Origin of the sequence: Acinetobacter sp. ANC 4178, from assembly GCF_004331175.1 — a bacterium.
In the GTDB taxonomy this organism is placed as follows: domain Bacteria; phylum Pseudomonadota; class Gammaproteobacteria; order Pseudomonadales; family Moraxellaceae; genus Acinetobacter.
On the sequence record NZ_SJOD01000003.1, the window covers coordinates 146,130 to 172,719 of the forward strand.

The following is a 26,590-nucleotide window of genomic DNA, read 5'->3' on the forward strand; positions in this document are numbered from 1 at the left end:
GTCCTTATTACATTTTTTCTTTCTTATTTGTAGTAGATTGTTCTGCTAAAAACAACCTTTAATCAAAAAAAAAGAGCGGTTAAAACCGCTCTTTTCTTATCTTATTTACGCTTACGCTGAATTGCGTGAATTGCTCGACCATCGACAGCCAATGCAGCTTCATGTACAACTTCAGAGAACGTTGGGTGACCAAAAGTCATCAACTGTAGATCTTCAACAGAAGATACAAACTCAAGTGCGATCATACCTTGGTGTACGATATCAGACGCAGCAGGTCCAATCACGTGCATACCGAGTAAACGATCTGTTTTCGCATCCGCAACAAACTTCACGAAACCAGCATTTTCACCAGCAGCCATTGCACGGCCGTTTGCAGCGAAACCGAATTGACCCGTTTTCACTTCGTGACCTTTCTCGATCGCTTGCTGTTCAGTTAAACCGACCCACGCCGCTTCTGGGTGTGTATAGATCACAGAAATGATGGTGTCATAGTTGACTTGAGCTGCATGACCGTGAATACGCTCAACAGCCATTACGCCTTCTTCCATTGCTTTATGTGCAAGCATTGGACCACGAACTAAGTCACCAATTGCATATACGCCTTCAACAGACGTTGCACACCAATCGTTCACTTCAACTAAACCACGTTCAGTGAGTTTAATGCCGCAATCATCAGCCAATAGACCTTCAGCGTATGCACGACGACCTACACAAACGATCAACTTGTCGAAAGTTTGAGTTTTGTCTTCGCCACCTTGGGTGTACTGAACAGTAACTTCTGAACCATTGACTTCTGTACCAGCAACTTTAGCGCCAACACGAATATCAAGACCTTGTTTCGTCAAAAGTTTTTGATAGTCTTTTGCCAAAGCTTTATCAGCCATTGGTAAGAATGCATCCATTGCTTCAAATACAACAACTTCAGCACCCAAACGACGCCAAACAGAACCAAGCTCTAGACCAATCACACCAGCACCAATCACACCTAAACGCTTAGGTACTTCTTGGAATTCTAGTGCGCCAGTCGAGTCAACAATAATGTTTTGATCAACTGGTGCTGATGGAATGTTAATTGGCACAGAACCCGTTGCAAGAATCACGTACTTAGGTTCTAAAACTTGAGTTTCACCTTCGTGAGATACAAATTCTACTTTTTTACCTGCAAGTAATTTACCTGTACCTTTTAACCACTCGATACCATTACCTTTGAGAAGGCCATCAATACCCATGGTAAGCTGGTCAACAATTTTGTCTTTACGTGCAAGAAGTTTAGACAAATCAAAGTTCACATCACCTGTGGTAATACCGTGATCAGCTAAGTGATGTACGGTATCTTCATAACGATGTGAAGAGTCAAGTAATGCTTTAGACGGAATACAACCCACGTTTAAGCAAGTACCACCCAAAGATGGTTTGCCTTTGTGAATACGTTTTTCGATACACGCAACTTTAAAGCCCAATTGTGCTGCACGAATTGCTGCTTCATAGCCACCTGGGCCACCGCCAATTACAACAAGATCAAATTGTTGAGACATGTTTATCTCCAAATACAGGCTTAGAGGATCGCTCTAAGCCTGTTATTTTTATTCTATCGATTAAAGGTCAAGGATCAATTTAGCAGGTTCTTCTAACAATTCTTTGATTGTTACCAAGAAACCAACTGCTTCTTTACCATCGATTAAACGGTGGTCATAAGAAAGCGCTAAATACATCATCGGTAAGATTTCTACTTGACCGTTTACAGCCATTGGACGCTCTTGGATTTTATGCATACCCAAAATCGCAGTTTGTGGTGTATTCAAAATCGGAGTTGATAACAATGAACCGAACGTACCACCATTAGTAATGGTGAACGTACCGCCAGTCATGTCTTCGATGCCCAACTTGCCATCACGTGCTTTGTAAGCAAAGTCACGGATGCCATTTTCAACTTCAGCATAGTTCATGCGATCTGTATCACGAAGCACAGGTACAACTAGACCGCGCTCAGAAGATACTGCTACACCGATGTCATAGTAACCGTGGTAAACAATGTCATCACCATCAATTGAAGCATTCACTGCTGGGTAGCGTTTAAGCGCTTCAGTTGCCGCTTTAACAAAGAAAGACATAAAACCAAGACGCGCACCATGACGCTTCTCAAATGCATCTTTATATTGTGCACGCATTTCCATGATTGGCTTCATGTTCACTTCGTTAAACGTTGTCAACATTGCAGTTTCTTGAGTTGCTGCAAGTAAACGTTCAGCTACACGCTTACGAAGACGTGTCATTGGAACACGTTTTTCGATGCGCTCACCCACCGCAACGCTTAAAGGCGCTGCTGCAGTAGCCGCTGGCTTAGTTTGGTGATTTGCAACATCTTCTTTAGTGATACGGCCACCGCGACCAGTACCTGCAACGTCAGTAGCTGCAATACCAGTTTCAGTTAATGCTTTACGTACAGCAGGAGCTTGATCTTGAACTTGTTGAGCACGTTCAACTACTGGTGCAGCACCCGCTTGAGTATTTGCAGCAGCTTGTTCAACTTTTGCTTCACCTTGAACTGCTTCTGTTGCAGCAGCACCAGAAACCGCACCTTCTTCAAACTGAGCAATTACTTCAGCAGAAAGAACTGTGTCGCCTTCACCTTTAATGATTGTAACGATTGTACCGTCAGCAGGAGCAACGACTTCTAAAACAACTTTGTCGGTTTCAATGTCACAGATCACTTCATCACGTGATACTGCTTCACCTGGTTGTTTGTGCCAAGTTGCAATCGTACCGTCTGCAACTGACTCTGGGAATACCGGTGCTTTAATTTCGGTTGCCATTACTTAGAATCTCCTGATTGTTCAGCTACGATCGCTAAAGCGTCATTAACCAGCTGAGCTTGTTGTTTTGCATGCAAATATGGTGAACCACAAGCCGGTGCAGCAGAAGCTTCACGACCTGCATAACTGATACGTACTGGTTTACCTGATTTCATCACATCATCATATAGACGTGGTGCGATGAATAACCAAGCACCTTGGTTCTTAGGCTCTTCTTGCGTCCAAACAATTTCTTTTACATTTGGATATTGAGCTAGAACTTCAGCAATACGTTGTTCTGGGTATGGATACAACTGTTCAATACGAATGATTGCAGTGTTATTTAACTCTTGCTCACGACGTTTCTCAAGCAAGTCGTAGTAAACCTTACCACCACAAAGAACCAAACGAGTTACGTCTGCTTTGTTGATGTTATCGATTTCATCAATCACCGTTTGGAATGTACCATTTGCAAGTTCACTTAAAGTAGACGTTGCAAGTTTGTGACGAAGCAAAGACTTCGGTGACATGATGATCATTGGCTTACGAATTGGGCGAATCGCCTGACGACGTAAAGCATGGAAAATCTGCGCAGGTGTTGTTGGAGTCATCACTTGCATGTTGTCTTCAGCACATAGCTGTAAGAAACGTTCTAAACGTGCAGATGAGTGCTCTGGACCTTGACCTTCAAAACCGTGCGGAAGAAGCAGAGTTAAACCACACACACGCTCCCACTTGGTTTCGCCAGATGCGATGAACTGATCGATTACCACTTGCGCACAGTTTGCGAAGTCACCAAATTGTGCTTCCCAAATCACCAAGCTCTTAGGAAGCGTGGTTGCATAACCATACTCAAAACCTAACACCGCCATTTCAGACAATAATGAGTCGTAAATTGCAGTACGTGGTTGGTTTTCTTTGATGTGGCAAAGCGGAATATAGGTAGAACCATCCACTTGGTTATGTAGCTTCGCATGACGGTGTGAGAAGGTACCACGACCAACGTCTTCACCAGTTAAACGAACTAAATAGCCATCATCTAAAATAGATGCATAAGCTAAAGTTTCAGCTGCACCCCAGTTCAAAGGCATTTCGCCAGTTTGCATTTTCAAGCGATCATCAATCACTTTTGCAACTTGACGCTGCATGACAAAGCCTTCAGGAAGCTCACGCATTTTGAGACCAAGTTCTTTCAAACGGTCTTCAGAGAACGTGGTATCCCAAATGTCTGTATATTCATGACCTAAGTACGGCGTCCAATCTACAAACATTTTTGTATTTGGCTCAAGTACCAGCGCATTCGCAACATGTTTACCCGCTTCTAAATCAGAACGGTAATCTTCAACCATTTGATCAGCTTTCGCACGGTCTAACACATTTTGCTGAACCAATTGGTCTGCATACAATGCACGTGTCGTGGTTTTCTTGTTGATAACTTGATACATCATTGGCTGTGTTGCAGCTGGCTCGTCCGCTTCGTTATGACCACGACGACGGTAACAGAACATGTCAATTACAACGTCTTTACGGAAAGTATGACGGAAATCATGTGCCAATTGAGCAACAAACAATACCGATTCAGGATCATCACCGTTCACATGGAAAATCGGCGCTTGGATCATTTTCGCGATGTCCGTACAGTATTCTGTAGAACGCGCATCACGTGGATCAGACGTTGTGAAACCCACTTGGTTATTCACCACAATGTGAACTGTACCACCCACTGTATAGCCACGAGTTTGTGACATTTGGAAGGTTTCTTGGTTAACACCTTGACCTGCAAATGCAGCATCACCGTGAACAATTACTGGCAATACATCATCACCGCCAATGTCTTTACGACGAACTTGACGTGCACGTACTGAACCTTCAACCACAGGGCCGACGATTTCTAAGTGTGATGGGTTAAATGCCAATGCCAAGTGAACTTCGCCACCTTGAGTCATGACGTTTGAAGAGAAACCTTGGTGGTACTTCACGTCACCAGAACCTTTTTTATGGATGCTCTTACCTTCGAACTCACCAAATAGGTCTGCTGGGTTTTTACCCATGATGTTCACAAGAAGGTTCAAACGACCACGGTGTGGCATACCAATAACAACTTCTTTACAACCTACAGAACCTGCACGTTGAATCAAAGCATCAACCATTGGAATGAAAGATTCGCCACCTTCAACGCCAAAACGTTTTGCGCCAACGTATTTATTACCTAGGAATTTTTCTAGACCTTCAGCAGCAGTTAAACGCTCCAATACGTGCTTTTTCTGTTCTGCAGTAAAGTTGAATTGACCACGGGCACCTTCAAGGCGTTGTTGAATCCAGCGTTTTTCTTTGGTATCAACAATGTGCATGTATTCTGCACCAATCGAAGCACAGTAAGTTGCTTCCATGGCTTGAACCATTTCACCTAAAGTTGCTTCGTCTTTACCAATCAAAAGATTCCCTGTATTGAATACAGTGTCTAAATCCGATTGAGTTAAGCCATGTGCAGCAAGATCAAGATCTGGCACGATTTCACGTTTTGCCAAACCTAGTGGATCAAGCTTTGCTTTCTGATGACCACGGTTACGATACGCTGCAATAAGTTGTAATACGCCAATTTGACGACGCTCATGTTCAGTACTAACTGTGCTTTGAACCACCGCCTGAACACGGCTTGAATTGCGGCCTAATAAGAGGAATTGCTCACGTACATTGCTGTGTGGTTGATCACCTTTCGGGAATTTATCGAAGTATTCGCGCCAATCAGCACCAACTGATTCAGGTGACGTCAAATACTGCTCATAAAGTTCTTCAATATACGCTGCACTATCAGCGGAAAGTTCAGTGTCAAGACGCAGAGCGTCAGCAACTTCTTGCATTTGTGGACCCATTTCCTATTGCAAAAATATTTCAGGTGCCTTTTAAGCAACCCAATGATTGATAATGTCAAATTGGTAACATGACATTAGTCCCCAGCAGACATCAGCCTCAGGGCGTTATCACCACATTAGGAGTATCCTGATGTGAAAAATGAACAACAACACCCACAATGGCATCATCACTCATCCATATATACTCGACCGAAACCGAGCAATTTTTTGCAAAATCGTTTTAGAAAAGATAAATTCTTGATTTAGCTTTTCTAAAACCACTTAGAAAGTATGTAAGCACTCAATATATATCAAAAAATGTGTATTAATTAACCACAGTTTTTTTCAATATAACGATGTATCAAATCGTAACATGTTCCTCTTTCTTCAATTGATTTTTTTGACACATACCATTCATAAATCAGCGAAATACACATCATATTTTATGCTGTAAACTATGGTGATTTATCATCAATCAAGAAGCAATTTAGACCAAAGTCCTATTTCAGTTTAGCAAATAATAAAAAAGAGCATCCTCTTACAAACTGCCCTTTTCTAACGTTATATAATAGCATTTATTCTACGCGACAAATGCTTTTCAGCATAAATAATCCGCCCGTTTTTACATGAATTGCACAAATTATGTTTACATTTTTGCCCCTTCCCAGCAAAACAGTATTACGCGCGATAATTTTGATGTTTCATAAAAAAAGCACACTCGTAAGTGTGCTTTTTTCAATCATCTTTAATTGCTAAAGATTAGCCCGCCATATCTAAAAGCATGTTACGGATGTGACCGATTGCTTTCGTCGGGTTCAAACCTTTAGGACATACTGATACACAGTTCATGATCCCTTTACAACGGAACAATGAGAATGGATCGTCAAGACGAGCCAAACGCTCTTGAGTTGCTGTATCACGAGAGTCGATGATAAAACGGTAAGCATTCAACAATGCTGAAGGACCCAAGAATTTATCAGGGTTCCACCAGAACGATGGGCATGATGTTGAACAACATGCACAAAGAATACATTCGTATAAACCATCTAAGTGTTCACGCTCTTCAGGAGCCTGTAAACGTTCTTTTGGTGGTGCAGGTTGGTTATTGATCAAGAATGGATGAATTTTGTTGTACTGATCGTAGAACTGATTCATATCCACAACTAAATCTTTAACCACTGGCAAACCTGGTAAAGGACGCACAGTGATCACTTCTGGTAAGTCGTTTAGGTTCCAAAGACACGCTAAACCATTTTTACCATTAATGTTTACACCATCAGAACCACAAATACCTTCACGGCATGAACGACGGAACGTTAAAGTTTCATCTTGTACTTTTAATGCAAGAAGCGCATCAAGCAACATACGGTGCTTATCAGTCAACTCTAGCTTAAAAGTTTGCATGTATGGTGCTGCATCCTTATCAGGATCGTAGCGGTAGATATTAAATGTACGAGTACCTCTACTCATCTTACTTCTCCCAATTAGAATGTACGTGGTTTAGGTGGAATGGCAGCTACAGATAGCGGCTTGTAACGCACTGGCTTGTACTCAAGACGGTTATCGCTAGAGAACCATAATGTGTGCTTCATCCACTCATCATCACGGCGACCGTACGGATACTCTGGATGATCAGGAGATTCTTCAAAATCTACAACCGTATGCGCACCACGACACTCTTTACGTGCAGCAGCTGAAATCAGGGTCGCTTTAGCAACTTCATATAAGTTTTCAACTTCTAAAGCTTCAATACGTGCCGTATTAAATACTTTTGATTTGTCTTTTAAATGAATGTTACGTACGCGTGATTCAATCGCAAGAATTTCTTTCACACCTTTATCAAGCAATGCTTCTGTACGGAATACGCCAGCATGGTCTTGTACGATGTCACGAATTGCATCAGCAACTTCTTGTGCATTTTCGCCTGTTGTTGAGTCATCCAATTTACGGATACGCGCAACAGTTTGCTCAAGTACAGTCGTAGGAAGTGGTTGGTATTCATCACCGTGGTGTTTAGTCACGTAATCAATGATGTGTTCACCCGCAGCCTTACCAAATACAACCAAGTCAAGCAGTGAGTTCGTACCTAAACGGTTTGCACCATGTACAGATACACAAGAACACTCACCAATTGCATAGAAGCCTTTAACAGGTTTCGTAAAGTTACGTTCACCTGCATTGGTAGAATAAACATCAGTCTCTTTGTTGTAGTTTGCTTCAAGCGGTGAAACTTCAGCACTTTCAGGCACAACAACTTGACCATGAATATTCGTTGGAATACCACCCATTTGATAATGGATTGTTGGTACTACAGGAATTGGTTCTTTAGTGATATCAACGTTCGCAAATTTCTTACCAATCTCAAATACAGATGGAAGACGTTTCATGATTGTTTCAGCACCCAAGTGCGTCATATCAAGTAAGATGTAGTCTTTCTTCGGACCACAACCGCGACCTTCTTTAATTTCTTGGTCCATAGAACGTGATACGAAGTCACGTGGCGCCAAGTCTTTTAAAGTTGGTGCATAGCGTTCCATGAACGGCTCACCAGCATCGTTACGAAGGATCGCACCTTCACCACGACAACCTTCTGTCAACAATACACCTGCGCCCGCCACACCTGTAGGGTGGAATTGCCAGAATTCCATATCTTGTAATGGAATACCTGCACGAGCCGCCATACCAAGACCGTCACCCGTGTTGATATATGCGTTAGTAGATGCACGGTAAACACGACCTGCACCACCTGTAGCAAACAATGTCGCTTTGGCTTGGAATACTGCAATTTTACCAGTTTCTTGGTCGTATGCAGTTACACCGAGTACATCACCCGCTTCATTACGAATAAGGTCAAGTGCAATCCATTCAACGAAGAATTGCGTGCCCATTTTCACGTTGCTTTGATAAAGCGTATGAAGAAGTGCATGACCTGTACGGTCAGCAGCAGCACATGCACGTGGAACTGCTTTTTCACCGTAGTTTGCAGAGTGACCACCGAATGGACGTTGGTAAATCGTACCATCTGCGTTACGGTCAAACGGCATACCTAAGTGTTCTAACTCATAAACCACTTGTGGTGCTTCACGCGTCATAAATTCGATCGCGTCTTGGTCACCTAACCAGTCTGAACCTTTAACAGTGTCGTAGAAGTGGTAGTGCCAGTTATCTTCTTGCATGTTACCAAGAGATGCACCAATACCGCCCTGCGCAGCAACTGTGTGTGAACGTGTTGGGAATACTTTAGTCAGAACCGCAACTTTTAAACCAGCTTGAGCAAGTTGGTAAGATGCGCGCATACCTGAACCACCACCACCAACGATGACTGCATCGAAAGTTTCGTGTGGAATATTTGTGTAATCTTCTTTAGGGGTTATAGCGCCCATGATCTCTTCCTATCAATTCGCCCAAAAAATCTGGATTGCCCAGATCGCATATGCAAATACAGCAATAATTACTGCTGAAGTTAGTACAAGGCGTAAACCTGAAGCTGAAGGCCCCATTTGACGAGTAGTCACATAATCCGTGAATACCTGCCACATACCAATCCATGCATGTGCAACAAGAGATAAGACTGCTAATAAAGATAAGATCTTCATTGGAGCTGTCATCATAAAGCCGTACCACTGTTCGTAGCTAAAACCGCCATTGCATAGGATCCAACCTAAAACAACAACAGTATAAACTGCTAATACGACAGCACTTACGCGTTGGATAAACCAATCACGAGAACCTGAACCCGTTAAACCAGTAGCACTTTTCATTAGATAACAATCCATACAAATGCCGCAATGATACCGATTGCAGACAAGATCAATGAAATAGTAGCTGCGACACGACCACTTTGCAGTTCTTCAGCAATACCTAGATCCGCAAGTAAATGCTTAACCCCCGCAATAAAGTGGAAAATTAAGCCGGCTACAAATACCCATACGATAAAACGCACGATGAAGCTATTAAAAATAGCTTGCACTTGCGCAAAACCTTCAGGAGAAGACAATGATTTGTCTAAAATCCATAAAAGTACTGGTACGAGTAAAAATACGATAACGCCAGATAGGCGGTGTAAAATTGATGCAATAGCCACAGGGGATTTTAAGTTTACTTCTAAAACTTGACCCATGGACAAATTGACAGGTCTGTTGCTTTTCACAGCGGGCATCCTGTAAGTAAAAACTCCATCCGGAGTTTGTTGGAATTAATTCGAAGGAAAGCTGGCATTGTCAGGCAAATAAATGCCTAAACTTAAAACGACATCGAATTATAAAACGCGAAAAGTCAAAATACAAACAATCAAAGACTGGTTTTTTAACAAAAAACCTTTAAATAAGAATCATTAACAAAAACAACATTCTATAAAAACCAATAATTTAGCTCAAATTTATTGCTATGCTATTGGTTTTTATCACTTATCCACCAAAACACATCCCTTTTAGCCATCTCCTGTAATTTTGCATTTTTAGACTAAAGATAAGGAAGATATTTACCCTATTTGATAATCCTTTCCTTTATATGGAGAGACTTGCATTTCCTATCAAAATGTTCAGTATTTATTTAAAGCGATAATTTTGCGATATAACGTGATTAAATAATGACTTAGCCAAAACAAAATACAGATCACGTATAAATTTTAAGGGCTTAATCCGTTCAAAATTTGCAAAAAATCATGCAAAAAGATCATTTTTCATTCAGAATCAAAAATCCAATTAGTCATTTTTTGATCAATCAAACCATCCCCTTGGATTAGAATTTAATGTCAAATTAGACTCAAAAATGAAATAAAATATGAACAAAAAAGAGTGTAAGTTATGAAAATTAGATGAATTTCGATTCAATTTGCTTGCACCATTTGTTCTAAAATACTCCCCCCATAATTTTTATAAATATTTACAATTAAGATGGAGTGCTATTTTTTTTCTGCACCTCAAGAATTTTTTGACATATTATAGCGCGGCGGTGCTTTGATTTTACTCATTCCACTCAGGACGGATTTGACTAAACCTCTGTGAGGACGTCAGTTTTTATCCATAAGTATAATTGACAAAATTTCAGCACGCTCTAATCTAATTAGCAAATTTTTGATCCGTCTGATTCGCGCATTACAAGATTAGTACTACGAGTCAGATTAAACATTCACCAGGACAGGAGATCTTTGAATGTCTGAAGCAACTGGCAAAAAAGCCGTATTACAGCTTGATGGCAAAGAAATTGAATTACCAATTTACAGCGGCACATTGGGCCCAGATGTAATCGACGTTAAGGATGTGTTGGCCGCGGGTCACTTTACTTTTGATCCTGGTTTTATGGCAACAGCAGCTTGCGAATCAAAAATTACCTTCATTGACGGTAACAAAGGTGTACTTTTACACCGCGGTTACCCAATTGACCAACTTGCTACTAAAGCAGACTACTTAGAAACTTGCTACCTATTATTAAATGGCGAGCTTCCAACTGCTGAGCAAAAAGCTGAATTTGACGCTAAAGTACGTAACCACACTATGGTTCACGACCAAGTTAGCCGTTTCTTCAACGGTTTCCGTCGTGACGCTCACCCTATGGCAATCATGGTGGGTGTAGTAGGTGCACTTTCTGCGTTCTATCACAATGGTTTAGACATTGAAGATGTTAACCACCGTGAAATCACTGCAATTCGTTTAATCGCGAAAGTACCTACACTTGCAGCTTGGAGCTACAAGTACACTGTAGGTCAACCATTTGTTTACCCACGTAATGACTTAAACTATGCAGAAAACTTCTTGCATATGATGTTTGCTACTCCAGCAGACCGTGATTACAAAGTAAACCCTATTCTTGCAAAAGCAATGGATCGTATTTTCACGCTTCATGCTGACCACGAACAAAACGCGTCTACATCTACTGTACGTTTAGCTGGTTCTACTGGTGCTAACCCGTATGCATGTATTGCTGCTGGTATCTCTGCACTTTGGGGCCCTGCTCACGGTGGTGCGAATGAAGCTGTTCTTAAGATGCTTGATGAAATCGGCACTGTAGAAAACGTTGCTGGCTTCATGGAAAAAGTGAAAACTAAAGAAGTTAAACTTATGGGCTTCGGTCACCGAGTTTATAAAAACTTCGATCCACGTGCGAAAGTAATGAAAGAAACTTGTGACGAAGTTCTTGCTGCGCTTGGCATCAACGATCCACAGCTTGCTCTTGCTATGGAACTTGAACGTATCGCACTTTCTGACGAATACTTCATTAAACGTAACTTATACCCGAACGTAGACTTCTACTCAGGTATCATTCTTAAAGCGATTGGTATCCCAACAGAAATGTTTACTGTAATCTTCGCGCTTGCACGTACTGTTGGTTGGATCAGCCACTGGTTAGAAATGCACAGCGGACCATACAAAATTGGTCGTCCACGTCAGCTTTACACTGGTGAAGTTCAACGTGACATCCAAGGTCGTTAATTCGAAAGAATTAAGGATTTTAAAAAACCACCCTTCGGGTGGTTTTTTATTTCGCGTGGAATAAAACTAAATATCAAGCAATATCATAATCAGCCAAGTCTAATTTTTTTAGTTGTTGCTTTAATTGCTTTAACGACCACGGCCATGCGGCAAAATTTCGCCCATTTTGATCTAAATAATAAGATTTACAACCACCACGGTTAAAAACCGTCTTCTGCAAGTTTTTTTGTACTGCAACATTATGCTCATGAAGTACTTTAGGCTTAATTTCTATGCGCTTAATACCCTGATCACGCATTTGCACTAAGCCGCTAATAATGTAATCCAGTTGCGCTTCAGCAATCCCAATAAATGAGTCATAGACCAGAATATTTGGACCCAGCACTAAAAAGACATTGGGCACATGTTCCAAACTGGCACCCAAAAATGCTTCTGGAGAGCTTTCCTTCCAACGCTCTGCCAAGAGTTGCTCATTCGCATCATAGACTCGCTTACCTATAGGCGGATGTGAAACCTCAAAGCCTGTCCCCCAGATAATCACATCGGCCTCGTACTGCTCACCATTTGCAGCAATGAGTTTATTCCCTTGTATTTCAATCAAACCCTGTGGCACAAGCTGTACATTTTTTTGCTGTAAGGCAGGATAATAATCATTGGCGAATAAAAGCCGTTTACAGCCAATTGAGAAATGAGGGGTCACATTTTTTCGTAATGCTTGATCTTGAATTTGCAGCTTTAATAGCTGTTTGCTCAGCAGATTAATCGGCTCTAATATTTGAGGATGGCGTAGTCCAAAATTAATCCCATTTAAAATTTGCGCCACACTGCTACGCCACAACTGTTGAATCACAGGATATTTGGCAATAACACCTTTAGCAGCATTATTCAATGCGAGATCTGCTTTGGGTAATACCCACGGTGCAGTACGCTGAAAAACAATCAACTCCTTAACGAGAGGTTGAATTTGAGGAATAAACTGAATTGCAGATGCACCTGTACCAATCACTGCAACCCGTTTACCTGTTAAATCGTAGTCATGTTTCCAAAGTGCTGAATGAAACATTTCCCCTGCAAAAGTATCAACTCCCTTAATCTGTGGTACAGACGGCTCCGTAATAGGGCCAGTAGAGAAAACCACTGTCTTGGCGAGAAATTTTCCCTGTGAAGTTTCTAAAACCCATCGTTGCTGCGCTTCATTCCATTTGGCGGATAAAAGCTCATGCTGAAATTTAATTTGGTCATGCAAATTGAATTGCTTCGTGACCTGCTCCAGATAGGTCAAAATTTCTGTTTGCTTAGCAAAGAGATGACTCCAAGCATGACTTGGCGCAAACGAGAAAGAATATAAGGCAGATGGTACGTCACAACCACAGCCAGGATAAGTGTTGTCACGCCAAGTTCCACCGACGCGATCTGCTTTTTCGAGCACTAAAAAGTCAGCATAACCAGCTTGTATCATCTTATAGGCAGCTGCAATACCCGATATTCCTGCTCCAATCACAATACAATCATATATACGCGTTGGCTGCGGTTGTTTCGCTTGAGTTCGTAATTTTGGTTTTTGTTGAGTCACGGAAGTTGGGTTTTCCTCTACCCCAATAGAATCAGCACCTTCTTCTGAGGCAGATTCAATTTTTTGATCTGAATTTTCCACTAAAATATTTTCTGTCATGTTGAATCTCTTATTTTTATTTCACATATTTTTGGAACAATGGATAACCCACGCCAAGCAGCTTGGCATACAGACTTGGAGCCGCTCGTTTTAACCACCAAAACAACTTGGCATCTGGCTGCGGAATGGTATACAGCTTATTCGCATCTAGCCGATTCAAGGTTTTAACCGCCACTTGGTCGCTATTGATAAAAGCATGATTCATCAGCAAATGATCTGCCAAACCAGAGTAATGTTGTGGTAAACGCCCATTTTTCATAATGTTGGTTGGCACTAACGTTGGACAAAGTACATTGACACGAATATTGGCACTGCGAAGTTCTGCGGACAGCGTTTCAGACAATGCTAAAACGCTCGATTTGGTGACGTTATATGCTGTCATTTCGGGTGCAGCAGTAAACCCTGCGGCAGAGGCGACATTAATAATCGCACCATAGCCTTGCTGTTTAAATTGGGGGACAAAATAATGGCATCCATGAATCACACCCCATAAATTGACATGCATACACCATTGCCAATCTTCTAGGCTGACTTCATCAAACTTTCCACCCAAACCAACTCCCGCATTGTTAATAATTAAGGTGGTCGCGTACCCCATTAATTGTTCGGCTTGCTCAGCTAATGCTTTGACTTGCTCAGCGCAACCCACATCACATTGCACAGCAAAAGCATCTGTTTGATATTGATTTTGAATCAAGCTGACGGTTTCTTCAGCAGCGTTGAGATGAATATCTGCACAAACCACCACCCCTCCGCGCCGCGCAAGCTCCAGCGCAAAACTCCGCCCAATACCACTCCCCGCACCTGTTACCACGGCATAAGCATGCTTGCTTGGTTTACTTTTCTTATTAAAAATTGTCATTTTAAAATCCCCCACTTTGTTATGAACGTAAACTAGGAGTAAATTCACGCGTAAAATAAGGCGTTAAAATGCCATGTTCAGGGTTTAACAGCTTTTCTTTGTAATAACTTAAATAGGCAGAAGTATCATAATCATTGGGATGAAAATCAGGGCGTAAATAATCAAAAATATGCTGCATAGTGCTGCCATAAACACCATCTTTTAAGCCAAAAATTAGGCTAAAACTATAAGGCAGCTCCCTCCAGTAACTCCAACGAATTAAATTCTTCGGTTCTCGGTAGAATGGCACCATGAGTGAAGCGGCTGAAATTAAAATAAGAATCGTGATGAGCGCAGGGAAAAAGCCTGCTATACGAAGCGCATAATTATTGGATAAGGCTTGGAAGACATCATAGGCAATGTCTTTATGCTCAGACTCTTCGAGCATATGCCACATCCAGATCGCACGCTGCTTTTCATCTCTCGAGCTGAAGAAAATTTCCTCATGCTTCATCATGTATTCCGCCAATACCGCAGTGAAATGCTCAATACCCGCCATGAGTGATAATTTCATGGGTTGAGGTAAACGGTTAAATCCATAGTCAAATACCCAACCCGCCCACGTGCGAAACAACTGCACGGGATAATCCACTTCCAGCAATGCATCATTTAACTCATTGTGCATTTTCGAATGGATGGCTTCTTGACCAATCAAAGCCGTCACACGTTGTTTCAGCAGCGGATCTTGTACCAAATCACGATGATAACGTGCCGTATCTATCACCAAGTCCTCTCCAAAAGTTAGAAAAATGGAAAGTGATGCAAAATATGCACTTGCCAATTCTGTATTGAGATAAAACTTGGGATCAATTGCTTTCGGATCAAAGTCAAACCGCATGTGCCGAATCGGAATCATGGGAGACTGTTTCAGAGCATCAAAAAGAGGTCCAGAAAATACATGATTCAATGTATTTCTAAGCGGTGTAATGAATTGCATGACTATTCCTTATTTTTCTACTGTAAGTGCAACTTTGTGGTATTGCGCATGCTGCTTAAGCATGTACCTACAATAAAAAACTAAGTGAGCTTAGGCGGCTTGCCACTAGCAATTCAGGTCATTTGATTTGCAATTTCTGCCTTTCCTTATGCTTGTCAGACAGTTTTCTGACAAAATTATCTGCATGGGACAAAATCACGCTTTGGGTGCCAAAAAAGGAATGCATTGTTCATAAGCATCGCAGTCCTGTCCTTGAGCTTTTTTAATAAAATAATCTTGTACCATTTGTGCCTGCTGCTCTATTCCATAATTTAAAAATAATTTTCCTTGCTGGATTACATAGCGATAACGGCGATCAAACAATGCCTTACGTACTACAGCAATGCCTTGCTGGTATTGCCACACATGCGTCATCTCATGAATAAACCAAGATTGCAAACCGAGTGAACACTTTGAAAAGTCATGACAGTAATTTTGTGCATGAAAATAAATATGTCCATTTGGACTCATCGCATGATTTTTGAGAACTGCTTTATGCGCAATAATTTGAACCTGATCCAACTGAATCGTGTCTGCAAAAATCCATCGAACCAATGATTTTTCACCTTCGGTCAAAGAACGTCGAGACAAAACGCCTAAGCTTCGGATAGCCTGAATCAGCGTTGATAAATATCGTGACATATCTTTAACCTTTTCAGTGAAATATAGATAACTTCCCATGTACAATCATGAATTGTTTTTCTAAATGCAAATAAGAATTTTTTTTGAATTTATACACTACATTTATCGCAATTCGTATATAGTATCAACGCAAATTATTTATTCATTGTTTTGTCGTTGATTACACAGTACTGAACCGATAACGATAAGAAACTCAGTCGTCTGTGTGCACATCCCTATAGCTTTAGGATTAAGTTGGAATGAAAAGTTTTAAAATTGCCCTAGCACAATTCTCTCCGCATATTGGCAATATCGAAGCAAATGCTGAAAAAATGCAACAATTGGCAAATGAAGCCAAAGCGCAAAAATCAGATTTAATTATCTTTCCTGAATTAGCAACCATTGGTTACCCAGCCGAAGATTTACTGTTGCGCCCAAGCCTATCAAAACGCACACAACAAGCGTTTGAACAGCTTAGCCAAGTGAAAGACATTGTCATGGTCTTTGGTTTTGTCAATCAAACCGAAGACGGTCAACGCTACAACTCTGCCGCGGTCATGAAAGACGGTAAAATTCTCGGTATTTACAACAAGCAAAACTTACCAAATTATGGTGTGTTTGATGAAAAACGTTATTTTAACGAAGGACATCAGCACTTGGTATTTGAATACCTCGGTCATAAATTTGGTGTACTGATTTGCGAAGATATCTGGTCACTGAATACTGTTCAGCAACTTGCGCAACTCAATGTAGAAACCGCTTTAGTCCTAAATGCTTCACCATATGAAGTGGGTAAGCCACAGCATCGTGTTGAAACCATGTCTGCTCTTGCGAAACAAATGAACCTCAATTTGGTTTATACCAACCAAGTTGGTGGTCAAGATGATTTAATTTTTGACGGCACCAGCTTTGTCATTAATAAAGACGGCGCTGTTGCACTACAAGCACCAAGTTTTAAAGAAGCACTGCTTTATTCGGACTATATTGCTGAACAACAAAGCTATCAAGTGACTGAAAGCACTCCAACCCTCGAAACCATGGCAGAAATTTATCAAGCCTTGGTGATGGCAACGCGTGACTACGTTCAACGCTCAGGCTTCCCTGGCGTGATTTTAGGTCTTTCAGGTGGGATTGACTCAGCATTGACCCTTGCGATTGCTGTAGATGCGATTGGTGCTGACAAAGTACAAGCCGTTATGATGCCTTATACTTATACATCACAAATCAGTGTAGAAGATGCAGCAGCACAAGCGAAGAATATGGGCATTACCTTTGGTATCGCGGAAATTAATCCGATTGTAAACAGCTTCATGCAAACGCTTTATCCATTCTTTGGCAATGCACCTGCGGATGCCACTGAAGAAAACTTACAAGCACGTACACGCGGTACGCTGCTGATGGGTTTATCGAATAAATTTGGTAACCTTGTTCTATCTACAGGCAATAAATCAGAACTTTCTGTCGGCTATTGCACGCTGTACGGTGATATGGTTGGCGGTTTTGCTGTTCTAAAAGATGTGTATAAGACCATTGTATTTGAATTGGCGAAATACCGTAACAGCATCTCTGAAACCCCTGTGATTCCAGAGCGTGTGATTACTCGCCCACCTTCAGCAGAACTTCGTCCAGACCAAACCGACCAAGACTCATTGCCTGCTTATGATGTCCTCGATGCAATCCTGTATGCCTACATTGAAGAAGACATGAGCCAAGATGATATTATTGCCAAAGGCTTTGATGCAGATGTGGTGAAAAAAGTGATTCGCCTCGTCGACTTTAATGAATACAAACGTCGCCAAGGCTCTATTGGGCCGCGTATTAGCTCACGTGCCTTTAGCCGCGAACGTCGTTACCCAATCATCAATGGTTGGAAAGCTGGCGTATAACAGCGAATAAAAACACAAAAGCCCAAACCAATGTTTGGGCTTTTTTATGCGTTATATATTTTCTTCTCTTTTTCACGCACAAAAAAAGAGACCAAGCTGAGAGCTTGGTCTATAAAAATGGTGGCTATGACGAGACTTGAACTTGTGACCCCCGCATTATGAGTGCGGTGCTCTAACCAACTGAGCTACATAGCCGTAAACTGTGTGCGCATTATCTAAATTTCATGCCTGTGCGTCAAGCTTTTTTACTTATGAATGTTCAGAGTTTAGGCAATTGATATATTTAGCCCGTTCATTCATACATCTTTGTATATTTTTCATCATATTAGTATCAAAGTGATGAACATAAGGAGCATTTTTTCACTATCTTTTCTAGGTTAATTGTACATAGCACGTTTAAATAGCCTCCTTTATGCCTCTAAGCGGTCAATACGTGCAGAGAACCAGAATGAGCTAACCGACCCAAACATATAAACAGGTGATGCAGCAATAAACTTAAAATATTTAGGGGGGAAATGCACACCTCATCTCTAACTCGGCACGACAATCCTTAGGGAGACATCAAATTTTCGATCACAAGGTCATCATTTTAATACGTATGCCAAGCTACTTTTTATAGATACTTGCACCAAACAATAAATAGCAAATTTTGGACAAAAAAAATCACGTTATAGGAACGTGATTTATAAAATGGTGGCTATGACGAGACTTGAACTTGTGACCCCCGCATTATGAGTGCGGTGCTCTAACCAACTGAGCTACATAGCCGTAAACTGTGCGCGCATTATGTGATTTTATCTTTAGTACGTCAAGTACCTAATGCGCTTAATTGATCAAAATTTGGTGAAGTGAGCCGATAAGCCGGGTTCTGTCGTGAACGATCATTCCTCTAGGCGTACAATCACTCATACGCTCCAGCGACCTACCCGGATCCAGCATGGGCCATGCCTAAAGGATCCCTATTTGGTCTTGCTTCCGGTGGGGTTTACCATGCCATGAACTGTTACCAGCCATGCGGTGCGCTCTTACCGCACCCTTTCACCCTTACCTCCGATCTCGATTGCTCGAAACCATAATGAAGGCGGTCTACTCTCTGCTGCACTTTCCGTCGGCTCGCGCCGCCCAGGCGTTACCTGGCACCTTGCCCGTTGAAGCCCGGACTTTCCTCCCCTGCTTTAGTCACGGAGACCTCCACAGCAGCGATCGTCTGGCTCACTTCGAGGCGCATCTTATCAAATTTAAAAGCTATTTGCTTGTGCTTTTTTGATCAATTAAACGTTGATACTTATCTAACAACTGTTCTTGCGTCTCCGCATGATTGGGATCAAGCGGAATACAGTCCACAGGACAAAAGAGCTGACACTGTGGTTGATCATGATGCCCTACACATTCAGTGCATAAGTCTGGGTTAATTTCATAAATCAATTCGCCCATAAAAATGGCTTCATTGGGGCAAACAGGTTCACAAACATCACAATTGATGCATTCATCAGTTATATATAAAGACACTCTACCAACCCTGTTGATGCTTTTGCTCAAAGGCTTTCACCACCGCTTCTGGAACGAATTTGGTGACATCGCCTTTCAGACGAGCAATTTCACGAATTAACGTGGAAGAAATAAATGAATATTGTTCAGATGGGGTGAGAAACACCGCTTCAAAGCGTGAATCGAGTTGACGATTCATATTCGCCAATTGAAATTCATATTCAAAGTCAGACACTGCACGCAAACCACGTAAAACGGCTGTTGCATTCTGTTCACGGAAAAAATTTACCAATAAACCATCAAACCCTACAAATTCTACATTAGGTAAATGGCTCAGAGAAGCCTGTGCCAAAGCCACACGTTCTTCTAATTTAAACAATGGATTCTTATGATGCCCAATCGCAATGGCCACCACAACTTCATCAAACATTTTTGATGCACGCGTCACAAGGTCGACATGCCCATTGGTAATTGGATCAAATGTTCCTGGATAGATTACGCGAGTTTTAGTCATCCATTTGTACTCTGATTCATTTTATTGGGATGTATTTTAACAAAATCTTGTTTTTTTGGTGAAGAAACTGCATAAATTTGAAAAATCTTCATTATTCGCACAAAAACTATTGGCCTGTTTTCCTTAAACGAAATAGCCCTATTCCATCTGGTTGTATATTTGATTTAGATTAAACCTTTCCAACCTGATTTAAGAATTGTCAGTAGGTTCATGTTGGGGCACAATAGTCATAACTTTGGAAGTAATTGATTATGGCGAAAGCAACTGTAGTTAAAAAACATAATGGCGGTACGATTGCCCAAAATAAGCGTGCCCGCCATGATTATTTTATTGAAGAAAAATTTGAAGCTGGACTTTCCCTACAAGGTTGGGAAGTTAAATCATTACGCGCTGGTCGTATGACACTGTCTGAAAGTTATATTACTTTCAAAAATGGTGAGGCATTCCTTTTCGGTGCACAAATTCAACCTTTACTGAGTGCGTCTACGCATATCGTTGCTGAATCAACCCGTACACGTAAGTTACTGTTAAACCGTCGCGAGCTGGAAAAATTGCTTGGTGCAGTCAATCAAAAAGGGTATTCGTGCGTTCCGCTAGCCGCTTACTGGAAAGGCCCACGTGCAAAGTTAGAAATCGCCTTAGTGAAAGGTAAACAACTGCATGACAAGCGCGCCACTGAAAAAGATCGTGATTGGCAACGTGATAAAGCTCGTATATTTCATAAATAATAAAAAAACCTCCCATTGGGAGGTTTTTTTATTATTTGCACTGTTAATAGTCAGCTTTTAGTTCGACCAAATATTTACCAAACTTGCGCGCTGTTTCCAAATCCCCTTCTGGCGGGGTCACTTCAACACTGGCATTATCGGACTGGGTCATTAAACCTAAAAAGCTCGACATACGGTTAATATCTTGCTGGCTACGCCCAGTGGGCATAAACGGCAAACCCGCCCACAACATCCCATGCTGCATGGCAAATAAATTAATCTGTTGCAAGACTGCCAATTTATCGCCACTTAAGCCACCGCCATTGGTAAAACCAGCAGCAAGTTTTCCTTGCCAAGCACGAGCCAACCAACGCTTAGAAGAATCTTCCATAAATTGTTTCAGGGCTGATGTCAGGCTTCCCATATACGTTGGGCAGCCCATAATAATAATATCAGCCTGATCTAGAAGCTCCCACTGAACTGCTGCCACAGAAATCAAATGCACATCTGCACCTGCCTGCTCTGCACCTTGCGCAATATATTGGGCTACCTTGGCCGTATGACCATAAGGACTATGATAAACCACACATACATGTACTGGAGTAGAAGAAACGGGATCAGTGACAGACATGGAAACTTTTAAAACCAAATAATTAAGTCAAGTTTAACACTTTTCATTCGCCTGAGGGAGTGTATAACCCAATGTAAAATCGGCGAACCAATTAAGCTGACCGTGCCTATTTTAAAAAGACAAAAGTCGCCATTCTTCCAGTTTTAGCATTACGGCGATAAGAATAATATTCTTCAGTTTGTCTATAGGTACACTGGTCGCCACCTAAGATCTTAGTGACACCATGCTGCTGCAAAATATAGCGTGCGATTGCATATAAATCAGCAAAGTATTTTCCTTGTTCTTTTGATGGTTCAAAAGCCGAAGCTAAAGCAGGATATTTACTACAGAAGCTTTGTTTGACTTCTGCCCCTACCTCAAAGCAAGGCTGGCTAATGGCTGCCCCTAACCATGCCCAAGCAGGAGGATGCTGCATCGCGGCAATGGTATTTTCTACAATCCCATTGGCCAGTCCACGCCAACCTGCATGTAGGTTCGCCACCTCAATCGCATCGGCATCACCAAGGACAATGGGTAAACAATCCGCAGTCATCATCATTAAGGCATGCTGCTTCTGTTGAGTCACTAAGCCATCGCCTTCAAGTGCCTCAAAGCAGATTTGCTCATTCACCACGTGACAAATCGTGCTATGGGTTTGTGTCATCCACGTGATTTTTTCCACGCCCAAAGCAGAGAATTCTTCAAGTAACTGCATTCGGTGTTGTTGTACTCGATGGGCATTATCCTGAACATGCAATGCCAAATTAAAACCCTCAAGTTCAGGTTTATCCGATACCAAAGTATGCTCATGGTGTACACGCGTTTGTCCGACAAAAACACCTTCTGGAAAGCCTTGAACAAATTGCATGTTAAATTCCTTATGTAACTTAAATCATCTTTGCGTTATTCCTTTTTAGCATCAGGAACTTCGCAAAGATTACATTTTCAATTGCTTTTAATAAGCTGCATTCTCGCTACGCAAGACCTCAACCAATGCTGCAAAATCTTCTGACCATGGGGCTTCAAACATCATGTCTTTACCCGTACGTGGATGGACTAAACCCAATTGCACAGCATGCAATGCCTGACGTCTAAAGCCACGCAAAGTATCATTCAACAATTCAGATGCTCCCGCTGGAACACGCACACGAGGCATATAAACTGGATCTCCGACCAGACCATAACCAATGTAGGCAAAATGCACACGAATTTGATGCGTACGTCCAGTTTCCAAACGTGCCTGTACGCGCGTAAAATGTTGAAAACGTTCTTTTACATTATAGTGGGTCACAGCATCTTTGCCGCCCGGTAATACAGTCATTTTAACGCGATCAACAGGATGGCGTTTAATTGGCTCATCAATCGTACCGCCTGCAATCATGTTGCCATAAACAATCAAATCATAGACACGATAAACTGATTTACTTGCTAGTTGCTTGCTTAATGCAAACTGAGCTTCCAAGTTCTTTGCCACAACCAACAAGCCGCTTGTGTCTTTATCAATACGATGCACCAGACCTGCACGTGACAGTTCAGCCGACTTTGGATAATGATAAAGCAGCGCATTGACCAAAGTCCCTGTGCTATTTCCAGCGCCGGGATGGACCACCATTCCAACAGGTTTGTTAATCACAATGATGTCATCATCTTCATAAACAATATTAAGTGGAATGTTTTCAGGCTGACTAGTCGTTTGTGCTTCTAGCTCAACATCTAGAGTAAGTTGCTCATATCCTTCACATTTGTACTTTGGTTTAACAATGTTACCATTTACCAACAAATGCCCATCCTTCAGCCACTGCTTGAGTTTTTCGCGTGAGAAATCGCTCCAAACATTCGCCGCAACCTGATCAATACGCTGTCCGATATAGCTTTCATCCAATTGAAATTGCAACGATAAACGTGTTGCAGTTGCATCAGAAGTATGGTTATCTGCTTCGTCTGTTTCTTCAAGTAAATTGAAATCAGTTTCTGCAAAATTTGTATCAGTAGATTGTGCTTGGGTCATTTGATCATTCAAACAAAAGTGGTTTAATAGCGCAATTGTAGCTCATTGCCCGTATTAACAGAGGAATTTTTATGTCGCTGCCACGTTATAAAATTACAATGCTCGCTCTTTCTTTAGGCATTGCATCGGCAATGGTGGGCTGTAGCAGTAATCCAAAAAAAGAAGTGGTGGATACAGGTCCACAATTAAGTGAGCAAGTGTATATACAAAAAGCTGAAAAAGCGCTAGATAATGGTCAATATACTGATGCAGCCAAATACCTAGAAGCGATTGATACTTACTACCCAACGGGTGATTATGCACAGCAAGCTCAGCTTGATTTGTTGTACGCTAAATTCCAGCAAAAAGATTATGAAGGCACCATCAGTCTTGCAGAGCGTTTTATTCGCTTAAACCCGCAGCACCCAAATGTAGATTATGCTTACTATGTACGCGGTGTAGCGAACATGGAACAAAACTATGATGGTTTAATGCGTTATACCTCATTAAAGCAATCACATCGTGATACCAGTTATTTAAAACAGGCTTACCAAAACTTTGTCGATTTCATTCGTCGCTATCCATCAAGCACCTATGCAGTAGATGCGGCCCAACGTATGAAATATATTGGCAATGAGCTGGCTGAAAGTGAAATGAACGTGGCGCGCTTTAACATTAAGCGTAAAGCGTGGTTAGCCGCTGTTGAACGTTCGCAATGGGTGATTGAACATTACCCACAAACACCACAAATTCCAGAAGCTTTAGCAACAGTTGCCTATGGTTACGAACAACTGGGTGATAAAGCCACTGCGCAACAATATATAGATGTTCTTAAACTGAACTATCCGAATCTGGTGAAATCTGATGGTAGCGTGAATTTACGTGCTGCGCGTAAAGAAGGTAGCTGGCTCAACCGTGCAACTTTAGGGGTCTTTGGTCGTGAAGAACAGAGTTCTATCGAAACCCATAAAACGACAGCACCAGCCGAACAACGCAGCATCACCAACCGCATGACTTTTGGTTTGCTTGATCGTCCAAAAGTTTCTAGTGAAGTACCTGCATCAAGCACATCTGGCGAATAAAACTCGTAACACGTCGTGCAATTTGATCAAGGGCAAGTTATCATACTTGCCCTTTTATATTTTGCATTTGGCTTGATCAAGTTGATTAAACCATATACAAATAAATAGTTTTCTTTTGCAAAAGTTAGATTCGCGCAAATCTCACTTTGCATTTTCTTTTTGCTGCACGTATCACGATAACGACTATGGCCATTCCTCAGCACACGATAGATCAAATTCTCGATCGAACTGATATTGTCGATTTAATTGGTCAACGCGTGAAACTTAAAAAAACGGGACGTACCTACTCAGGTTGTTGCCCGTTTCATCAGGAAAAGTCGCCCTCTTTTCATGTCTATCGTGACAAACAGTATTATCACTGCTTTGGCTGTCAGGCCAATGGTAATGCCATTCGCTTTTTAATGGACATCGACAATCGTAATTTTGTCGATGTGATGAAAGATCTGTCGAGCCAAGCGGGTATTGAATTACCCAAAGACAATCAAGATTCTAAACGTCTCTCCTACAAACGAGAAACTAAACCTGTAGCAGCAGATCCAGTTGCTCCTGCAAATCCTGTTCAGATTCCAACACCTCACAACCCGCAAATCGATCATGACCCATTTGAAGAATTTGGAAATAGCGATGACCCTTTTGCTCATTTTGAACAATTTCAAGCGTTCAATGAAGCCCCTGCGCAAGATGGTAATCTGTACGATTTGCTGGAAAATATCGCGCAATTTTACGAACGACAATTGCCACAGAGTCAAAGCGCACAACAATATTTTAGACACCGTGGCTTAGGCGCAGACACCATTCAATTCTGGCGTTTAGGCTATGCACCGGAAGATTGGCAACATTTGGAAAAGGCCTTTCCACAAGATGTTCAGGGCTTAAAATTATTGGGACTTATCCGTACCAGTGACAGTGGACGTGATTTTGACTTACTGCGTGACCGCGTGATTTTCCCGATTCGTGATGCCAAAGGCCGTGTGGTCGGCTTTGGTGGCCGTGCCCTGAATGATGAAATTAAACCAAAATATATCAACTCGCCAGATTCCGAAGTTTTCCATAAAAATCAGTTGCTGTATGGGCTGTATGAAGGTCGTAAACAAAAAGCCCAAGACTGGCTGATGGTTGAAGGCTATATGGATGTGATTGCGCTGCAACAAAATGGCATTCATGGTGCAGTCGCAACTTTGGGAACCGCGAGTAATACTGAACATTTAAATATTCTGTTCAAACAGAACAGCCGTATTACCATTGCCTTTGATGGTGATGCCGCAGGTCAAAAAGCCGCACGACGCACCTTAGATATTGCCTTACCCTTATTGAATGATGGTCGCGAACTGAAGTTTTTTGTGCTCCCAAATGATCATGACCCTGACTCACTGATTCGACGTGAAGGTTTAGAAAATTTCCAGCGCTTATTACAGCAAGCGCCCCTACTTTCGGATTTCGTGTTTGCACACCTCACCCAAAATCAGGATATCAGTAGTCCTGAAGGTAAAAGTCTGGTCATGGCCGAACTGCGCCAGTTGACCGAATTACTACCTAAAACGGGTTCTTTTCGTTATCTTTTAAATCAATCCTTTAAGGAGAAATTGGGGTTTGGTAAACGTTGGACACCGCAACTCAGCAATGATGCCTCCCTGTCTTTTAACATTCGAACCAAAGACGAAGATTTCGCCATCGCTATTCTGATGAATCATCCATTTTTGTATATTCATTTTGAAACTTTACGAGCCTTTGTTCCAAGTCAGGAATTGCTTTCGCATGTTCTCAACATTCTCAACCGGATTTTTGACAACTTACCTGATGACCAAGAACTGGCAACTTATTACGTATTGGGCGCATGCAGTACCTATGGCTTAGAAATTGCCGATATTATGCGACGTACCAATATTGAAGTGCTGACCCATGCACCCGAAATGGCAGATAAACTGGCGACTGAATACGCCTTAGGTTTACAAGAAAAATATTTACGACAGAAATTAAAAGACCCGAACTCATTGCTCGAATCACGTAATTTACGTCAACAACTGAATGAACTGACCAAGAAAATTGGACTGCGCCTATTATCTTAAGCCAT

At 41.7% G+C, this 26,590-nt stretch carries 21 protein-coding genes, 2 tRNA genes and 1 other RNA gene; 5 read left to right on the top strand and 19 right to left on the bottom strand.

The features are described from left to right. Positions 1 to 101: 101 nt before the first annotated feature. From lpdA to sdhC, 7 genes are all read right to left on the bottom strand, one after another. Entirely contained in the window at positions 102 to 1,535 is a 1,434-nt protein-coding gene (gene lpdA / locus E0H87_RS07750; protein WP_131323067.1) for a dihydrolipoyl dehydrogenase, read from the bottom strand. 60 nt (positions 1,536 to 1,595) lie between these two features. Further along, on the bottom strand, positions 1,596 to 2,813 hold the full coding sequence (gene odhB, locus E0H87_RS07755; RefSeq protein ID WP_131323068.1) for a 2-oxoglutarate dehydrogenase complex dihydrolipoyllysine-residue succinyltransferase: 1,218 nt from the start codon (positions 2,811 to 2,813) through the stop codon (positions 1,596 to 1,598). Then, a complete protein-coding gene (locus tag E0H87_RS07760; protein ID WP_131323069.1) occupies positions 2,813 to 5,653 on the bottom strand; it encodes a 2-oxoglutarate dehydrogenase E1 component in 2,841 nt (946 codons plus the stop codon). The genes odhB and E0H87_RS07760 overlap by 1 nt, the downstream gene beginning before the upstream one ends. Before the next feature lie 750 nt (positions 5,654 to 6,403). Continuing rightward, positions 6,404 to 7,114, bottom strand: coding sequence for a succinate dehydrogenase iron-sulfur subunit (locus tag E0H87_RS07765; protein WP_116759813.1), 711 nt, complete (start codon positions 7,112 to 7,114; stop codon positions 6,404 to 6,406). Between the two features lie 14 nt (positions 7,115 to 7,128). After that, on the bottom strand, positions 7,129 to 9,027 hold the full coding sequence (locus E0H87_RS07770) for an FAD-binding protein (RefSeq protein ID WP_131323070.1): 1,899 nt from the start codon (positions 9,025 to 9,027) through the stop codon (positions 7,129 to 7,131). A gap of 12 nt (positions 9,028 to 9,039) precedes the next feature. Then, positions 9,040 to 9,405, bottom strand: a complete 366-nt coding sequence (sdhD, locus tag E0H87_RS07775) for a succinate dehydrogenase, hydrophobic membrane anchor protein (RefSeq protein ID WP_004695554.1) — start codon at positions 9,403 to 9,405, stop codon at positions 9,040 to 9,042. Then, a complete protein-coding gene (gene sdhC, locus E0H87_RS07780; protein WP_026441307.1) occupies positions 9,405 to 9,803 on the bottom strand; it encodes a succinate dehydrogenase, cytochrome b556 subunit in 399 nt (132 codons plus the stop codon). Before sdhC ends, sdhD begins: the two co-directional genes overlap by 1 nt. 994 nt (positions 9,804 to 10,797) lie before the next feature. Here sdhC and gltA point away from each other — a divergent pair. Beyond that, positions 10,798 to 12,075, top strand: a complete 1,278-nt coding sequence (gene gltA, locus E0H87_RS07785; protein WP_131262493.1) for a citrate synthase — start codon at positions 10,798 to 10,800, stop codon at positions 12,073 to 12,075. A 73-nt stretch (positions 12,076 to 12,148) separates the two neighbouring features. Here gltA and E0H87_RS07790 read toward each other — a convergent pair whose 3' ends face one another. From E0H87_RS07790 to E0H87_RS07805, 4 genes are all read right to left on the bottom strand, one after another. Next, positions 12,149 to 13,747: a flavin-containing monooxygenase gene (locus tag E0H87_RS07790; RefSeq protein ID WP_131323071.1), complete on the bottom strand. Its 1,599-nt coding sequence runs from the start codon at positions 13,745 to 13,747 to the stop codon at positions 12,149 to 12,151. Positions 13,748 to 13,763: 16 nt separating this feature from the next. Continuing rightward, positions 13,764 to 14,609, bottom strand: a complete 846-nt coding sequence (locus E0H87_RS07795; RefSeq protein WP_131323072.1) for an SDR family NAD(P)-dependent oxidoreductase — start codon at positions 14,607 to 14,609, stop codon at positions 13,764 to 13,766. A gap of 19 nt (positions 14,610 to 14,628) precedes the next feature. After that, positions 14,629 to 15,585: a metal-dependent hydrolase gene (locus E0H87_RS07800; protein WP_131323073.1), complete on the bottom strand. Its 957-nt coding sequence runs from the start codon at positions 15,583 to 15,585 to the stop codon at positions 14,629 to 14,631. 195 nt (positions 15,586 to 15,780) lie between these two features. Further along, a complete protein-coding gene (locus E0H87_RS07805) occupies positions 15,781 to 16,266 on the bottom strand; it encodes a type IV secretion protein Rhs (protein ID WP_131323074.1) in 486 nt (161 codons plus the stop codon). A 239-nt stretch (positions 16,267 to 16,505) separates the two neighbouring features. On the opposite strand from E0H87_RS07805, the gene E0H87_RS07810 reads away from it, so the two are divergent. Further along, the gene (locus E0H87_RS07810; protein WP_131323075.1) at positions 16,506 to 18,131 is read left to right on the top strand and encodes an NAD+ synthase; all 1,626 of its coding nucleotides are present in this window, start codon (positions 16,506 to 16,508) and stop codon (positions 18,129 to 18,131) included. Between the two features lie 118 nt (positions 18,132 to 18,249). Here E0H87_RS07810 and E0H87_RS07815 read toward each other — a convergent pair. The 5 genes from E0H87_RS07815 to coaD all read right to left on the bottom strand — a co-directional run bounded on the left by E0H87_RS07815 (position 18,250) and on the right by coaD (position 20,133). Continuing rightward, positions 18,250 to 18,326: transfer RNA gene (locus E0H87_RS07815), tRNA-Met, on the bottom strand. Between the two features lie 496 nt (positions 18,327 to 18,822). After that, positions 18,823 to 18,899: transfer RNA gene (locus E0H87_RS07820), tRNA-Met, on the bottom strand. A gap of 73 nt (positions 18,900 to 18,972) precedes the next feature. Beyond that, an RNA gene (gene rnpB, locus E0H87_RS07825) (RNase P RNA component class A) lies at positions 18,973 to 19,350 on the bottom strand. A 26-nt stretch (positions 19,351 to 19,376) separates the two neighbouring features. Continuing rightward, positions 19,377 to 19,640: a YfhL family 4Fe-4S dicluster ferredoxin gene (locus E0H87_RS07830; protein ID WP_131323076.1), complete on the bottom strand. Its 264-nt coding sequence runs from the start codon at positions 19,638 to 19,640 to the stop codon at positions 19,377 to 19,379. A gap of 1 nt (position 19,641) precedes the next feature. Then, positions 19,642 to 20,133 carry a pantetheine-phosphate adenylyltransferase gene (coaD, locus tag E0H87_RS07835; RefSeq protein ID WP_131323077.1) on the bottom strand — a complete coding sequence of 164 codons (492 nt, stop codon included), beginning with the start codon at positions 20,131 to 20,133 and terminating at the stop codon, positions 19,642 to 19,644. Between the two features lie 251 nt (positions 20,134 to 20,384). On the opposite strand from coaD, the gene smpB reads away from it, so the two are divergent. Then, the gene (gene smpB / locus E0H87_RS07840; RefSeq protein WP_131323078.1) at positions 20,385 to 20,861 is read left to right on the top strand and encodes an SsrA-binding protein SmpB; all 477 of its coding nucleotides are present in this window, start codon (positions 20,385 to 20,387) and stop codon (positions 20,859 to 20,861) included. A 43-nt stretch (positions 20,862 to 20,904) separates the two neighbouring features. Here smpB and E0H87_RS07845 read toward each other — a convergent pair whose 3' ends face one another. From E0H87_RS07845 to rluD, 3 genes are all read right to left on the bottom strand, one after another. Next, entirely contained in the window at positions 20,905 to 21,471 is a 567-nt protein-coding gene (locus E0H87_RS07845; RefSeq protein ID WP_131323079.1) for a flavodoxin family protein, read from the bottom strand. 106 nt (positions 21,472 to 21,577) lie between these two features. Further along, positions 21,578 to 22,318 carry a peptidoglycan editing factor PgeF gene (pgeF, locus tag E0H87_RS07850; protein WP_131323080.1) on the bottom strand — a complete coding sequence of 247 codons (741 nt, stop codon included), beginning with the start codon at positions 22,316 to 22,318 and terminating at the stop codon, positions 21,578 to 21,580. A gap of 87 nt (positions 22,319 to 22,405) precedes the next feature. Further along, entirely contained in the window at positions 22,406 to 23,458 is a 1,053-nt protein-coding gene (gene rluD / locus E0H87_RS07855) for a 23S rRNA pseudouridine(1911/1915/1917) synthase RluD (RefSeq protein ID WP_131323081.1), read from the bottom strand. Between the two features lie 71 nt (positions 23,459 to 23,529). Here rluD and E0H87_RS07860 point away from each other — a divergent pair, with 71 nt between their 5' ends. Together E0H87_RS07860 and E0H87_RS07865 are read left to right on the top strand one after the other, a co-directional pair. Continuing rightward, the gene (locus E0H87_RS07860; protein WP_131323082.1) at positions 23,530 to 24,519 is read left to right on the top strand and encodes an outer membrane protein assembly factor BamD; all 990 of its coding nucleotides are present in this window, start codon (positions 23,530 to 23,532) and stop codon (positions 24,517 to 24,519) included. 185 nt (positions 24,520 to 24,704) lie between these two features. Further along, positions 24,705 to 26,585 carry a DNA primase gene (locus E0H87_RS07865; RefSeq protein ID WP_131323083.1) on the top strand — a complete coding sequence of 627 codons (1,881 nt, stop codon included), beginning with the start codon at positions 24,705 to 24,707 and terminating at the stop codon, positions 26,583 to 26,585. The last annotated feature ends 5 nt before the right edge of the window (positions 26,586 to 26,590 follow it).